The sequence below is a fragment of the Pedobacter sp. N23S346 genome, assembly GCF_048515415.1.
Lineage (GTDB): Bacteria > Bacteroidota > Bacteroidia > Sphingobacteriales > Sphingobacteriaceae > Pedobacter.
Window position 1 is genome coordinate 34731 of the sequence record NZ_JBLYEE010000020.1, and the last position, 15581, is coordinate 50311.

At 39.5% G+C, this 15581-nt stretch carries 9 protein-coding genes; 7 read left to right on the forward strand and 2 right to left on the reverse strand.

The window, feature by feature from the left end; genetic code table 11:
- Window positions 1-7 precede the first annotated feature (7 nt).
- From ACN1CD_RS22520 to ACN1CD_RS22530, 3 genes are read left to right on the forward strand one after another with little or no spacing between them, the layout of a single operon-like run.
- Complete coding sequence (locus ACN1CD_RS22520; RefSeq protein WP_419132677.1) at window positions 8-673, forward strand: succinate dehydrogenase cytochrome b subunit; 666 nt, start codon at window positions 8-10, stop codon at window positions 671-673.
- The gene (locus tag ACN1CD_RS22525) at window positions 673-2583 is read left to right on the forward strand and encodes a fumarate reductase/succinate dehydrogenase flavoprotein subunit (protein WP_419132678.1); all 1911 of its coding nucleotides are present in this window, start codon (window positions 673-675) and stop codon (window positions 2581-2583) included. The genes ACN1CD_RS22520 and ACN1CD_RS22525 overlap by 1 nt, the downstream gene beginning before the upstream one ends.
- Before the next feature lie 20 nt (window positions 2584-2603).
- Window positions 2604-3350: a succinate dehydrogenase/fumarate reductase iron-sulfur subunit gene (locus tag ACN1CD_RS22530; RefSeq protein ID WP_419132679.1), complete on the forward strand. Its 747-nt coding sequence runs from the start codon at window positions 2604-2606 to the stop codon at window positions 3348-3350.
- Between the two features lie 254 nt (window positions 3351-3604).
- Here the strand turns inward: ACN1CD_RS22530 and ACN1CD_RS22535 are convergent, their stop codons facing one another.
- Window positions 3605-4591: a 2-hydroxyacid dehydrogenase gene (locus tag ACN1CD_RS22535; RefSeq protein WP_419132680.1), complete on the reverse strand. Its 987-nt coding sequence runs from the start codon at window positions 4589-4591 to the stop codon at window positions 3605-3607.
- A 194-nt stretch (window positions 4592-4785) separates the two neighbouring features.
- Between ACN1CD_RS22535 and ACN1CD_RS22540 the strand changes: the two genes are divergently transcribed.
- The 4 genes from ACN1CD_RS22540 (at window position 4786) to ACN1CD_RS22555 (ending at window position 13568) form a co-directional block, all read left to right on the forward strand.
- The gene (locus tag ACN1CD_RS22540) at window positions 4786-5298 is read left to right on the forward strand and encodes a DoxX family membrane protein (RefSeq protein ID WP_419132681.1); all 513 of its coding nucleotides are present in this window, start codon (window positions 4786-4788) and stop codon (window positions 5296-5298) included.
- 796 nt (window positions 5299-6094) lie between these two features.
- A complete protein-coding gene (locus ACN1CD_RS22545) occupies window positions 6095-9247 on the forward strand; it encodes a SusC/RagA family TonB-linked outer membrane protein (RefSeq protein WP_419132682.1) in 3153 nt (1050 codons plus the stop codon).
- A gap of 12 nt (window positions 9248-9259) precedes the next feature.
- Window positions 9260-10837: a SusD/RagB family nutrient-binding outer membrane lipoprotein gene (locus ACN1CD_RS22550; RefSeq protein WP_419132683.1), complete on the forward strand. Its 1578-nt coding sequence runs from the start codon at window positions 9260-9262 to the stop codon at window positions 10835-10837.
- Between the two features lie 349 nt (window positions 10838-11186).
- Complete coding sequence (locus ACN1CD_RS22555; protein WP_419132684.1) at window positions 11187-13568, forward strand: glycoside hydrolase family 3 N-terminal domain-containing protein; 2382 nt, start codon at window positions 11187-11189, stop codon at window positions 13566-13568.
- Window positions 13569-13685: 117 nt separating this feature from the next.
- Here the strand turns inward: ACN1CD_RS22555 and ACN1CD_RS22560 are convergent, their stop codons facing one another.
- Window positions 13686-14831: a PAS domain-containing sensor histidine kinase gene (locus ACN1CD_RS22560; protein WP_419132685.1), complete on the reverse strand. Its 1146-nt coding sequence runs from the start codon at window positions 14829-14831 to the stop codon at window positions 13686-13688.
- Window positions 14832-15581: the final 750 nt, after the last annotated feature.

Genomic DNA, 15581 nt, shown 5'->3' on the forward strand with positions numbered 1-15581 from the left:
ATTAACTATGAAACAAACCACATTAATTTATAAACTGATTATGGCAGCCACAGGGCTATTCCTGTGTTTCTTTCTCATCATCCATTTACTGGGAAACCTTCAGTTATTATCGCCTCCTTCCGTTGCCAGGGAACAGTTCAACTGGTATTCGCATTTGCTTTCAGGGAATATCTTAATCAAGATCATTTCTTATGTGCTTTATCTTTCCTTAATTGGGCATGCGGTGTACGCACTTGTCATCACCAGGATAAATGTTAAAGCCAATGGGAGTAAGTATGTTTATGATCAGCGGAGTAAAGTGAGTTTATGGAACAGCCGGAACATGGGGGTTTTGGGTACCATAATCCTCATCTTTCTGATTATCCATTTTAAGGATTACTGGTATGTTTACAAGTTCGGAAGCCTGCCGCTGGATGCAAAGGGCAATAAAGATTTGTATACGCTCGTAATCAGTTCCTTTCAGCAAGGCTGGTATGTGATCATCTATGAACTCTCTTTCATTGCTCTTGGATTTCACTTACTTCATGGCTTTTTCAGTGCTTCGAGAACCCTTGGCTTATATCATCCAAAATACGCTGTGGCGATCCGGGTGGTTGGATGGATCTATTCTTTAGCCATTACCATGGGTTTTATGCTCATACCCATATACATTTATTTTAATCTTAATTCCTGATGATAAACGCTAAAATTCCTGCGGGAAATCTTGCTGATAAATGGAGCAATTATAAGGATAGCTCAAAACTCATCAATCCTGCCAACCGAAAAAAACTCGATATCATTGTGGTGGGAACTGGTCTTGCAGGCTCATCCTGCGCAGCAACACTGGCCGAACAAGGATACAATGTAAAATCATTTTGCTTTCAGGATTCGGCACGGAGGGCACACTCAGTGGCCGCTCAGGGTGGGGTAAACGCTGCTAAAAATTACAAAAATGATGGCGATAGCGTTTACCGCATGTTTTACGATACCATAAAGGGAGGAGATTTTCGCTCCCGGGAGGCCAATGTTTACCGTTTGGCAGAATGTTCGCTTGCACTTATTGATCAGGCTGTGGCACAGGGTGTACCATTTGCCAGGGAATATGGAGGGTATCTGAACAACCGCTCATTTGGAGGGGTGCAGGTTTCCAGAACATTTTACGCTCGTGGGCAAACGGGCCAACAACTTATGGTTGGCGCTTATCAGGCACTGATGAGGCAAGAATCAGCTGGCAAAGTTAAAACCTACACTCGCCATGAAATGCTGGATTTAGTCCTCGTGGATGGTAAGGCTCGTGGCATTATTGCCCGTAATCTGGAGACAGGGAAAATTGAGCGGCATGCGGCAAATGCAGTGGTACTGGCAACAGGCGGCTACGGAAAGGTTTACTACCTGTCAACCCTTGCTATGGGCTGCAATACTTCAGCCATCTGGAGAGCACATAAAAAAGGTGCTTTTATGTCGGGCGTAAGCTGGATTCAGTTTCACCCCACTTGCCTGCCACAGATTGGGGAAACGCAATCTAAGCTCACGCTCATGTCTGAATCGCTGCGTAACGACGGCAGAATCTGGGTTCCAAAGAAAGCCGGGGATGACCGGGTACCAAATGAAATACCCGAGGAAGAAAGAGATTATTACCTGGAGCGGCGTTATCCCACTTTTGGGAACCTTTCGCCGAGAGATATTTCATCGAGGGCAGCAAAAGAACGAATTGATGCCGGCTGCGGTGTTGGCCCCATGAAAAATGCCGTTTGTCTTGATTTTTCTAAAGCCATCAAAGAACAGGGATTAGATAAAATCGAAGAAAAATACGGCAATCTTTTCCGGATGTACGATAAAATTAATGGGGTGGATGCTTATAAGGAGCCGATGCTGATTTCTCCGGCGGCACATTTTACTATGGGCGGGCTTTGGGTGGATTATGATCTGATGACCACCATTCCCGGGCTGTTTGCTCTGGGGGAAGCTAACTTTTCTGATCATGGCGCCAACCGTCTGGGTGCAAATTCACTTTTGCAATCTTGCGTAGATGGTTATTTTATAGCCCCTTACACCATTCCGAATTATCTTTCAGCAGAAATTAAAGCAGAAAAGGTGACCACAGATCATCCGGCATTTGCTAAAGCTGAAAACGAGGTCACGGACCAACTGAATAGGTTTTTAAATGTTCAGGGGCATCTTTCTGCAGATCATTTTCATAAAACACTGGGTAAGTTGCTGTATGATAAATGTGGCCTTTCCAGAACGAAGGAAGGTTTAGAACAGGCCATTATTGAAATTAAAGCACTTAAAAAATCATTTGATCACGACCTTAAAATTACAGGTGATGATCAGGTAAATTCCGAACTTGAAAAAGCAGGAAGAGTATCAGATTTTCTGGAACTGGGAGAACTAATGTGTTACGATGCCCTGCAACGGGAAGAATCCTGTGGTGCGCATTTCAGGGAAGAATTTCAGAGTGCAGATGGAGAAGCCGTTCGTAATGATGAAGATTTCTGTTATGTATCTGCATGGGAATGGAAGGGTGAAGACAGTGAGCCAGCATTACATAAAGAACCACTGGTGTTTGAAACGGTAAAACTTACCGTAAGAAGTTATAAATAGTATTTAATCTGGATTTTATTATGAAATTATACCTGAAAGTATGGCGACAGGAGCAAAGGGAATCAAAAGGCAACATGGTGAGCTATGATGTGGATGGAATTTCTGAACACATGTCTTTTTTAGAAATGCTCGATCTTTTAAATGAACGCCTGATAAAAAAAGGGGAAAGGGTTATCGAATTTGATCATGATTGCAGGGAAGGTATTTGCGGTGCTTGCGGAATGATGATTAACGGCCGGGCGCATGGTCCGCTAAGTGGAACCACAACCTGCCAGTTGCACATGAGAAGTTTTAAAGATGGAGAAACGGTTTATATTGAGCCATTTAGAGCTGCTGCCTTTCCTGTTTTGAGGGATCTTAAAATAGATCGTTCTGCGTTTGACCACATTATCCAGTCTGGAGGGTATATTTCGGCCGCTACCGGGCAGGCGCCCGAAGCCAACAGCATTCCAATAGCCCATGATATTACCGAAGCGGCATTTGATGCTGCGGCATGTATTGGCTGTGGGGCCTGCGTAGCAACTTGTAAAAATTCGAGTGCTGCACTATTTACTTCAGCAAAAATCGTTCACCTGGCCCTTTTGCCACAGGGAAAAATGGAATCTGCAGATCGGGTTATCCAAATGGTTAACCAGATGGATAAAGAAGGTTTTGGGCATTGTTCCAATACTGAGGCTTGTGAGGTAGAATGCCCGCAGGAAATATCCTCCATCCATATCGGGCGGATGAACTATGAGTTTAATAAAGCGTTGGTTTTAAGAAAGTAAAAGATATGAATGAATTTAAGAAGCTGTCTAAAAATTATAATTATCAACTTACGAAATTTCAAAAGCCTGTGCGCTAAAGAATTTCGTAAGTTTTGATGAGATTATCATAAAACTTTCGAAGTATTTCCCACAACAACTTTGCAAGTTGATCTTCACTCATGAAATTTAGACAGTTTCTAAGTTATCGTAATTTATGGTAGATCCATTTTATAAGCGCGCTGTTTTGCCATCTATTGGGCATCCTACTGATTTAATTATGGCTTAATTTCATTAGGCATAGCTGCGCCTTTAACAAACGCATCGGCGTTAGCGAAAGTGATCTCGGCAATCTGCTGCATGGCTTCTCGCGTAAAAAAGCCCTGATGAGAGGTAATCAGTACATTTGGAAAAGAAATCAGGCGGGTAATCAGATCATCCTGAATAACCTCTCCGGAAAGATCCAGAAAGAACAACGCAGATTCCTGTTCATATACATCAAGCCCAAGATAACCTAACTGCCCTGATTTTAAGGCCTGGATTACGTCCGGTGTATTTACAAGTCCACCTCTGCTGGTATTGATGAGCATAGCACCTTTTTTGAAAAATTTTAAGGTTTGCTCATTGATCATGTGAAATGAATGATCGGAGAGTGGGCAATGCAGGGAAACGATTTCTGCTTCGCAAAGTGTATCTTCAAGGCTGGCATAGCTTAATCCTTCTGCAATAAGATGTTGGTCTGGATAAGGATCAAAGGCTACAACATTGCAACCAAAACCTTTAAGGATTTTGTAAAATGCTTTACCGATATTTCCGGTGCCAATCAATGCAACTTTGCACCCATTTAAATTAAATCCCATTAACGATTCCAGCGAAAAATTGCCTTCCCTGATCCTGTTATAGGCCTTATGCGTTTTACGATTTAAGGTAAGAATCATGGCTAAAGTATGCTCGGCAACCGCTTCCGGAGAATAAGCAGGAACCCTCAAAATCCGTATGCCTACTTCCTCTGCAGCCTCAAGGTCTATGTTATTAAATCCAGCACAACGTAAAAGTACCAATGCTACGCCATTTTCTTTTAACTCATCCAGCACTTTAGCGTTAGCCTTATCATTTACGAACAGGCAAACGGCATCAAAGCCTTTCGTTAAGCCCACATTCTCAAAATTTAATGCTTGCTCAAAATAGACAAGCTCATGGCCGGTATTATATTTTTCTAAAAAGTCTTTATCATATACACAGGTACTAAAAACAGCAATTTTCATAGGTAGAACAGGTTTGATGTAAGGTAGTCATTATAAACATAGCCTTCAATGTTAAACCACGGGAAATCTGATTAAGAGTATAAATACATCATGCGGCTGTTGGTTTCAGTTATCCCTAAAGTTTTGGGAAACGCTTTTTAAGAGTAAACCAGAACAATTGTAGCCTCGTATATTCCTTAAAACACCAATCAGTTATGTTAGGAATAAAATCACTATCAGAATCGAGAATTGTAGCATGGAAGGTTAGAAATGGAATGAATATTCTACGCATTTGCCTTGGTATAATTTTCATTTGGTTTGGTGTACTGAAATTTTTCCCCGGATTAAGCTCTGCAGAGGAGATTGCAGGAAGGACAATACTGAAACTCACCTTTGGTACCATAAAGCCGGCCGTTTCAATGCCTGTACTTGCGGTATGGGAATGTATCATCGGACTAGGACTGATATCCAGGGCCTGGTTCCGCCTTACATTGATTTTGCTTTATTTGCAAATGGCCGGCACATTTCTTCCACTCGTATTTTTCCCTCACGAAACCTTCAATCACTCCTTATTAGTGCCAACTTTACTGGGGCAATATATTATCAAGAACTTTGTGCTCATATCCGGTGGCATTGTTATCGGAGCAACCTTGCGGGGTGGTAAGCTACGTGCTTTTCCATCTGGGGAAGATAAGCATGAGATTAGAAAAATGCTTGGGCAGGATTAGTCGCTTATTGAAATAAATTTGAGTCTGGAGGGATTTTTAACTCAGGTTACTGATCAATTAATCAATAGTTTTTAATCTTTATTTGCAAATTTTAATTTTAGAGTGCTTGCATCATTGCTGCATTTCCTTTAAAAAGCGATATCCAGATGTTTGTTAGAAATTCAAACCAATTTAGTGTGTGATTTTCCTCATCGTGTGCCAAAATAATCATTCATAACGTGTTTTATAGCTGTAATTAATTTTTATTTAGAGCTATGAAATTTATAAAATCATAAAGCCAGGATGGTACATATTATTAATCCTGTATCAATTTTTCAGGACTAGTGATTTCTTTTGTTTCACATCTATAGATCTGATAACAGAAAAATGATGATTCAAAAATGAGTTTAAGAAAGCCAATTCTAATTAGCCAGATATCAAGTTTTTTCCGTTTAAAATTTCCCGCTGAAAGTTGTTTTTTTAGTTGTTAAACGACGTCTTTTAAAACATTAGAAATAAATAATAAATTAATTTCAATGTATCTATATTTTTACTAAATTGTGCCAACCAAATTAAATATCGTTTTAACCAGCGAATTAACAACTATTACCAATTTAAATTTCAAATTACTGTTCTAATTGATCATAACCAAGTCAATTACAAGTAAGGGTGAAATTTTGAATAATTAGGTAAAACGTTTTATGAATTTTATTCATAAACATAAGATTGCTCCTGATAAAGGGGATTGCTTGATGATGATCCTTTAAATGGATTAAAGAAAAGAATTAACTAAACTAAACCAATAAAGTGTATGAAAATGAGGAAAATTTATTCCCCTATCGGTGCCGTAGAAATAACATTTTCTAGCATGACCAGAGGCGCATTAAGATTAGCACTCCTTGGAGTTGCTACCCTAGGCTTACAAAATGCAGCCAACGCCGGGGGATTTGTAACCGATACAAATGTCATCCCACCCCGGTTCTCTACTGTAAATAATTTAGGAAAGTTCAGTCACAAATCATTTAAACCAATTACTGGATTGGTAACCGATGATACCGGAATCCCACTTCCTGGCGCTACCGTTGTGGTTAAAGGTACTAATGTTAAATCCCTTACCGGAGCTGATGGTAAGTTTACCTTAAATATTCCGGATGACGCTACCATTCTGGTGGTTTCGTATGTTGGAATGGAATCTCAGGAAGTAAATATCAGTAATTTAAGTACCGTAACTGTTAAGTTAAAATCATTCGGCAATTTATCAGAGGTAGTGGTAACTGCCTTAGGGGTAAAAAGGGAGAAAAAGGCACTAACCTTTGCTGCACAACAAATTGGTGGTGCGGAACTTACCAAGGCTGGAAGCCCCAATTTTATGGAAGCCTTAAGTGGTAAGGCAGCCGGTATTGATATTGGAATTAGTAATTCTGGTGTAGGTGGTTCCACTAAAACAGTGCTTAGGGGCTCTAAATCAATTGCTGGAAGTAGTGAAGCACTTTTTGTAATTGATGGTGTTCCGGTGGTGAACAATAAAGGCGGGCAGCCCGGTTCTTACGGCGGAACAGATAGTGGAGATGGTCTTTCTGCATTAAATCAGGATGATTTTGAATCAGTAACTATTTTAAGGGGGGCAAACGGAGCCATTTTATATGGTAGCCAGGGCGCAAATGGTGTAATTTTAATTAACACCAAAAAAGGCCAGGCAGGAAAAATTGCTATTGCTTTAAATTCTACAACAAATTTTAGCAGTGCAGCAACGATGCCAGAATTTCAGTTTAATTACGGAGCTGTAGGCGGAAATGACAGAAGTTGGTCTAAAACAAAAGGAGATTACCAGAGTAATTACATCAATGATTTTTTTCAAACAGGTGTAAACACGATTAACACGGTATCCGTATCTGGCGGAAATGAAAGAACAACTACTTATTTTTCTTATGGAAATAATTACGCAACAGGTATTGTACCCACCAGTACCTATAACAAGCATAATGTAACTTTAAGTCAGGAAACAAAATTATTTGATGATAAGCTTACACTAAGTGGAAATGTAAGGTTTTCTTATGAAAGGTCGAAAAATCGTCCTGGTGCAGGTTACTACAACAACCCATTAACAGGATTATATTTATTTGCACGTGAAAGAAACTTTGAGGATTATAAAACGAATTACCAGGTTTTTGATGCCACCCGGAATTTAAACAGACAAAACTGGTATTCTTCGGAAGAAAAACAAAACAATCCTTATTGGGAATTAAATAACGACCCAAAATTGACCACCAGCAGCAGGGTGATCGCAACGGCAAAAGCATCTTATGCCTTTTTACCACACTTTAAGTTTGATGTACGCGGAAACATAGATTACAATGACAGACTATTGGATTATCGTTATGCTGCAGGCGGTAACTCTGTAAGTGTAAGCTCCAATGGAACCTGGAATTATGCCAAGTATAATGATAAAGCCTTATATGGTGATGCGATTTTAAGCTATGATAATAGTTTTGGTAAATTCAGTTTAAATAGTGTATTGGGTGCCAGCATCCAGGATTATACCTTTAATGATGGGATGACTTTTGGCAATGGTACCGTACCACTTCAGTACCCTAACTTCTTTAGTTTTGCAAACCTGCCCTATAATTTAGTGATCAACCAAACTTACAGCAGGGTACAAAAACAAGGTTTGTTTGCAAATGCCTCTTTAGGGTTTAAGGATATGATTTATTTGGATCTGGCTGGTCGTAATGATTATGCCTCTACACTGGCTACTACTGGAAATGATTCCTATTTTTATTATTCAGCTGGTTTATCGGCAATAATAAGCCAGATGATTACGCTGCCTAAAGAAATTAGTTTCTTAAAATTAAGGGCATCAACCTCAAAAGTTGGTAATGAAGTACCCTATAATATTGTAAATCCAGGGAATGTCATAGGTGGTGCAGGTGGGCCAGATGGCATTGGTGGCATTAACAGGAATACACAAACTCCTTTTGCAACATTAGTGCCTGAAAAAATAATCAGTAATGAGATTGGTTTAGAAACCCGTTTTTTAAACGACAGATTAAATCTTGATTTTACCTATTATAAAAATACAAGCACCAGTCAATTTTTATCATTAACAGCTCCTTCGGGCTCTGGTTATACCTTTTATTATATAAATGCGGGTAAAGTAACCAACCAGGGTTTTGAGCTGACATTTGGTGGAGACCCTATAAAAAATGATAACTTTAAGTGGAATTCCACACTGAATTTATCGCAGAACAAAAATAAAATTGTACAGCTTATTGCTGAAAACCCAGAATACCAGGTAGGTAGTAATGATGAAGGATTTAATTCAATCATTAAATCTGGTGGTTCTTTTAATGATTTATATATTTTTAAGCTTGCCCGTAATGCAGCCGGCCAAATCATATTAGATGCTGATGGAAAGCCAACCAGAACGGCTAATCAGGAATATGTTGGGAATTTAAACCCAAATTTTATCACTGGTTGGAATAATACTTTTACTTACAAGGATCTAAGCTTAAGTGCATTGGTAACGGCTAAGTTTGGTGGTGTTGCCTTTTCTAAAACAGAAGCCTTCTTAGATTCATACGGCGTAAGTAAAAGAACCGGAGATATTCGCGATGCCGGACCAACGATGCCAATAAATGCTATTCAGGGAAATACACCCGTTACCTCAATCGACCCGGAAGTGTATTATAACGTAGTAGGTGATCGAAATGGAATTATGGAACCTTATGTGTTCTCCAGAACCAATGTTCGTTTAGCGCAGGTATCATTAGCTTACAATATACCAATCAAAGGTTCGGCCATTAAGTCGGCATCTGTTTCGTTAATAGGCCGTAACTTGTTCTTCTTCTATAAAAAAGCACCATTTGACCCTGAGCAAGCCATGAGTACGAGCAACAGTAACCAGGCAAATGATGTTTTCGCAGTTCCTGCTACCCGTTCTTACGGTTTTAATCTTAAGTTGAACTTTTAATATCTTAAAGTGATGAAAAAAATATGTTTAGTGGTGCTTGCCTTGATTTTATTCAATTCCTGCACCAAGAATTTCGAAGAGATAAACACCAATCCCAATCAAATAACAGATAAATTGTTAGAGCAGGATTTTAATTTAGTAGGTTCTTCTTTTTCAGTGATGTTATTTAACCTGATGGGGCATCAAATTGAAGAAGATTTGTGTTATGATAACTGGATGGGTTATATGGGCACGCCAACACCTTATGTTGGGAATGTAAACAACACGACTTATTATTTGCGTTGGATTGATGCCTACTGGAACCGTATTTATGGTAGCGTAATGTCTCCATCCAAACAGGTGATCGAACTGGCTCAGGAAAAAAACTTACCATTGTTTGGCGATTGGGCAAAGTTGGTTAGAATTTTAGCAATTTCTAAATTAACAGCTTTACATGGACCCGTAATTTATGCTAACTATGGAACTGCGGGCTTGGGCTCAATTAAATACGATAAAGAGTCTGATTTATATAATAACATGTTTACCCAGTTAGATCAGATAGAGACAAATTTTAAAGCGAACCCAACATACACAGGATTTGTTAAATTTGACCCAAGTTACAGAGGCGACATTGCTGCCTGGTTAAAATTAATCAATTCAGTACGTTTTCGTTTGGCCATGCGTATTGTAAAGGTTAGCCCAACTGTTGCTAAAACACAGGGTGAAAAAGCCTTAGCAGATCCAGCCGGCTTAATAAGTACCAATGCCGAAAATTTCCTGATACCTTTAAATGGCAATGTAATGCCGGTTTCCATGATTAGTTTTGACTGGAACGATACGCGTATGGGCGCAACTATGGAATCTTTCATGGTGGGTTTAAAAGATGGACGTATCTCTAAATATTTTAATGAAGTGAGCGATGCCACATTAGTGACTGACCATCCTACTTACAAATATAAAGGGATTCGTAGCGGAGCATTTTTAAATGCCAAAGATGACAGGGTTTCATTTTCTACGGTGAGTGCAGATTTTAAATCGGTACAAAGAAGAAGAGGGTTCACTGCATCAGAAATAGCCTTTCTTAAAGCTGAAGCGGCATTAAGAGGCTGGGCAAATGCTGGTGATGCTAAAACAAATTATGAAGATGGCGTACGCCTTTCTTTTGCAGATTGGGGAGCAGCAGGTGTTGACGCATATTTGGCTGATGCAACAAGCAAACCCATCAACTATATTGATCCAAAAGATAGCAGAAACAGTTTTACAGCACTTTCTAGCATTACAGTAGCCTGGAATGCAGGAGATTCTAATGAACTGAAACTAGAAAAAATTATTACGCAAAAATACTTAGCTACTTTTACCAATACTTTAGAGGCTTGGGTAGATTTTAGAAGAACAGGTTATCCTAAAATTCCGCATATAGCTAAAAACGACAGTAGCCCTGATTGGGGAGTTGTTGCATCTGATCAATGGATAAAACGATTGGTGTTTGTACCTGCAGAGCGAACAGGAAATACTGCAGCAGTTGCAGAGGCTGCTACTTTTTTAAACTCTGGGAGAGACGATATTGCCTCACGCTTATGGTGGGATACAACCACAACAAGTAATTTTTAAGAAGTTATCAACTTACGAAATTTCCAAAGCCTTTGCGCTGAAGAATTTCGTAAGTTTTGATGACATTATATGAAACTTTCGAAATATTATTCCAACAACAAAGGCCACCAAAACTTCGCAAGTGATCTTCATTTATTAAATAGTTTCTAAAACATTATCAATATTTTTAAAATGGCGGCCTACCTGGCGGCCATTTTTGTATGATTAGCCCCAAACTGGAAGAGCGGGAGCAGGAGTGTATTTTGATGGAAATATTAATGACTGATTTACCCGATTTTTTATATCTTATAACACAACCGTTCTACAGACAACTATTGTAGTTTACAAAAAACAAAATTCAAGCAACATCATGAAGTTCCTCAAAGGTTTATCATTATCTATATCATTTATCTGTTTTCTGGTCTTAACCCTTAATGCCCAACAATCGGTAAAACCCTATAAAAATGCTAAACTGGCCATCCCCATCAGGGTGAAAGATTTAATTTCCAGAATGACTCTGGAAGAAAAAATCGGGCAGCTTAACGTATTGTTAGGTTGGGAGATGTACGATAAAAAGGAAACAATAAGTCCTTCTGATAAGTTTAAGGATGCGATCCAAAAGCAACACATTGGCATGCTTTGGGCAACTTTACGTGCTGATCCCTGGACCAAAAAAACTTTGGAAAACGGCCTTGATCCTTATTCCGCTTCGCTGGCAACTAATGCGCTCCAGAAATGGAATCTTGAAAACAGCAGGTTGCAGATTCCTTTGTTTTTTGCAGAAGAATGTCCGCATGGACACATGGCCATTGGAGCAACGGTTTTCCCCACCGCTATAGGGCAAGGCAGTACCTGGAACCCAGAGTTAATTCAGCAGATGGGGAGTGTGATTGCAAAGGAAACCAGGTTACAGGGCGGTCACATTGGTTATGGTCCTGTTATAGATTTGGCCAGAGAATTACGGTGGTCTAGGGTAGAAGAAACCTATGGTGAAGATACCTACCTCACCAGCAAAATGGGGGTTGCAATGGTGCAGGGGTTTCAAAATAACAACCTTAAAAGTGGAGAAAATATCATGGCTACGCTTAAACACTTTATTGCTTATGGCGTACCAGAAGGTGGCCATAACGGAGGTTTTGTAAACTTAGGGAAAAGAGAATTGCTTCAAAGTTATCTCCCGCCGTTTAAAGCCGCCGTAAAAGCTGACGTGAGTTCAATCATGACCGCTTATAATTCCATTGATGGCGTTCCGAATAGTAGCAATTCGGCATTGCTTAAAACCTTGCTGAGAAACCAATGGGGATTTAAAGGCTTGGTTGTTTCAGATCTTTATAGCATTAATGGGCTTAGGGATATAGACCATCTGGCGCCTACTTATACCGAAGCTGCTGCACTGGCGATGAATGCCGGGATAGACGCAGACTTAGGCGCAGTGGTTTTTTCTGAACCCTTAATTGCTGCAGTTAAATCTGGTATGGTAAAAATAGAACGAATAGATGAAGCGGTAACACGTGTGCTTACTAAAAAATTTGAGATGGGTTTGTTTGAAAATCCATATACCGATCCTGCACTAGCCAGAACAATGGTGAATAATGCTGCGGCGATTAAACTCGCAAGACAGGTCGCCTCAGAATCTATTATTCTACTCAAAAACCAAAACCAGTTACTCCCTCTAAGTAAACAATTAAAAAGTATTGCGGTGATTGGCCCAAATGCAGATAACCTGTATAATCAATTGGGCGATTATACCGCTACGCAGAAACGAGAGAACATTGTTACGGTTTTAGACGGGATAAAAAATAAATTTCCCAAAGATGTTATCATCAATTACGTGAAGGGTTGTGGCATTAGAGATACCAACAATACCAATATTGATGAGGCCGTTCTGGCCGCACAACAAGCTGAGGTAACAGTTATTGTTTTGGGCGGTTCTAGTGCCAGAGATTTTAAAACATCATACCTGGAAACCGGGGCAGCGGCTATAGACCAGAAAAATAAAAGTGATATTGAAAGTGGCGAAGGTTTTGACAGAGAATCTTTGGACCTGATGGGTAAACAGCTGGCATTGCTTAAAGCTGTAATTAAAACAGGTAAGCCAGTAGTGCTGGTTTTAATTCAAGGCAGGCCGCTCAATATCAACTGGCCTGTAGAAAATGTGCCCGCCATCATTAACGCATGGTACCCAGGTATGCAGGGCGGTAATGCAATAGCAGATGTACTCTTTGGTGATTACAATCCGGCAGGACGATTGCCTGTTTCTGTGCCTAAATCTGTAGGGCAGTTGCCCGTTTACTATAGTTTCCAGAATTCTTCGCGGCATGATTATGTAGAAGGGACAGCAAAACCGCTTTTTCCATTTGGATATGGCTTAAGTTACACCAATTTCAGTTATGCTGATTTAAAGGTATCAAAAGCGGAAGATAAAGATCAACTTTCAGTAATGGTAACCTTTAAAGTTAAAAATACAGGCCATAGAGATGGAGATGAAGTGGTGCAATTGTACGTTAAAGATGAAATCAGTTCGGTTGTGGTGCCGAATAAATTATTAAAGCAATTTAAACGGATTCATTTAAAAGCAGGGGAGGAAAAGACCATTCAATTTAAGCTCCCTGCTGACGATTTTGGGTTGTTTAATTCAGATAACCAGCAGGTTGCAGAGAAAGGTAATTTTCAGCTTTTGATTGGTGGATCATCTGATCATCTGGAATTAAAAGGAACAGTAACGCTATCAGCTGATCGCTTGATTAAATAAAGCAGTTGGATATGGGCAACGTCCATAAAATAATTATTAGCAATGAGTCATTAAAACTTAATATACCATAGCCAGGATCAATCTCCAATTCTGAACGCAAAAGCGAAGGTCTTATTTTTAATCCACTCTTTTTGGAATCAGGATGTTGACTTTGGTGCCGTTGTTATCTGGAGCGGAGATGCTCATTGTTCCACTAAGAAGGGCAATATTACTTCTGATCATCTGAAGCCCGATTCCAACTTTGCCAGAATCATTTTCTCTGTATCCTTTTCCGTTATCCTCTACTGCTATTTGAATCGTAGTATCCTCAATATTCAGCACTACTTTGGCAAATTGAGCTTGTGCATGCTTTACAACATTTAACATCAGTTCCTGAATAATGCGATATATGGCTACTTCCAGTATATTATTAAGCCTTTTTGGTGATAAATTCAGGTAGCAGATGAATTTTACATCTCCACTTAACTCCGTACAAATCTTCGTAATGGCCTCTTTTAAACCCGAATGTTCCAGTACGGTTGGTACCAGATTATGTGAGATTTTTCTGCATTCTTTTATGCAATCATTTATCAATTTAAGTGTGTAATTTTTAGCTACGTCGTTCCCTGGTACATCAGTTTCCGGAACGGTTTTAATTTGCTTAAAACTAAGCAGAATTCCGTATAACATCTGGCCCAGGCCATTGTGCAAACTTTCGGAGATACGGCGGCGTTCTGTTTCCTGGGTTTCTAAGATCGTCTCAGCGATTTGCTGCCGTTGTTTTTGTTCATTAACGATTTCCTTAAGCCGCTCTAGTTCTTTCCTTTCAGAAATGTCCTCAATAATGGTATATCCAAGATTTTCTCCACCATCTTCAATCAGTATCGTTGTAATGTGAACCCATAATGTACTTCCATCATTCTTCAACAGGCAGGTATCAAAGCAAAAAGATGCCATCGAAGTGGTCCAGATACTATGCTGTAGGTCTTTCCAATGCTCGCGATAGTCAGGATGGGAGAATGCAGTTATTTGTTTGCCCAGCATCTCATGCTCCTCATAACCTAACATATTCAGTAGCGCTCCGTTTATTTTGATAATCTTGAGTGTATCATCAATAATTTTATTACCAATAACAGATTCATCAAAAATCGTTTTGAAACGTTTTTGGCTGCTTCGATATTCCTCTTCTAAACTATCTTTTTCTTTCTGAGCATCGGCCATAATTGCCAATTGCTCCTCTAAATTTTTAATTTTATTTTGTAGTACCTGAAACTGATCTTGCATCTAGAATTTGTGATTAAGAAAATGAATTTTACCTGGCCTGCCGATCTTCGCTTAGATACGACATCATTCATCCTTTATATGACAATTGAATCTTATCAATAGTTTTAATAGAATATTACCTGTGATTCGACTTACGAAGTTTAGTTGGCCTTTCTGTGTTGGAGAAACTTCGTCAATCTCTTGAGATTTATTCTTAAAACTGTCGAAGTCTTTCCGCGCTCTTGGCCTTTGAGACTTCGCATTTGATTCGACTTACGAAGTTTAGTTGGCTTTTGTATGTTGGGGAAACTTCGTCAGTCTCTTGAGATTTATTTTAAAACTGTCGAAGTCTTTCAACGCTTCTGGCCTTTGAGACTTCGCAAGTTAATTGATTTACGAAGTTTAGGTGGCCTTTGTGCGTTGGAGAAACTTCGTCAGTCTCTTGAGATTTATTTTAAAACTGTCGAAGTCTTTCCGCGCTTCTGGCCTTTGAGACTTCGCATTTGATTCGACTTACGAAGTTTAGGTGGCCTTTGTGCGTTGGAGAAACTTCGTCAGTCTCTTGAGATTTATTTTAAAACTGTCGAAGTCTTTCCGCGCTCTTGGCCTTTGAGACTTCGCATTTGATTCGACTTACGAAGTTTAGGTGGCCTTTCTGTGTTGGAGAAACTTCGTCAGTCTCTTGAGATTTATTTTTAAAACTGTCGAAGTCTTTCAGCGCTCTGGGCCTTTGAGACTTCGCATTTGATTTGACTTACGAAGTTTAGTTGG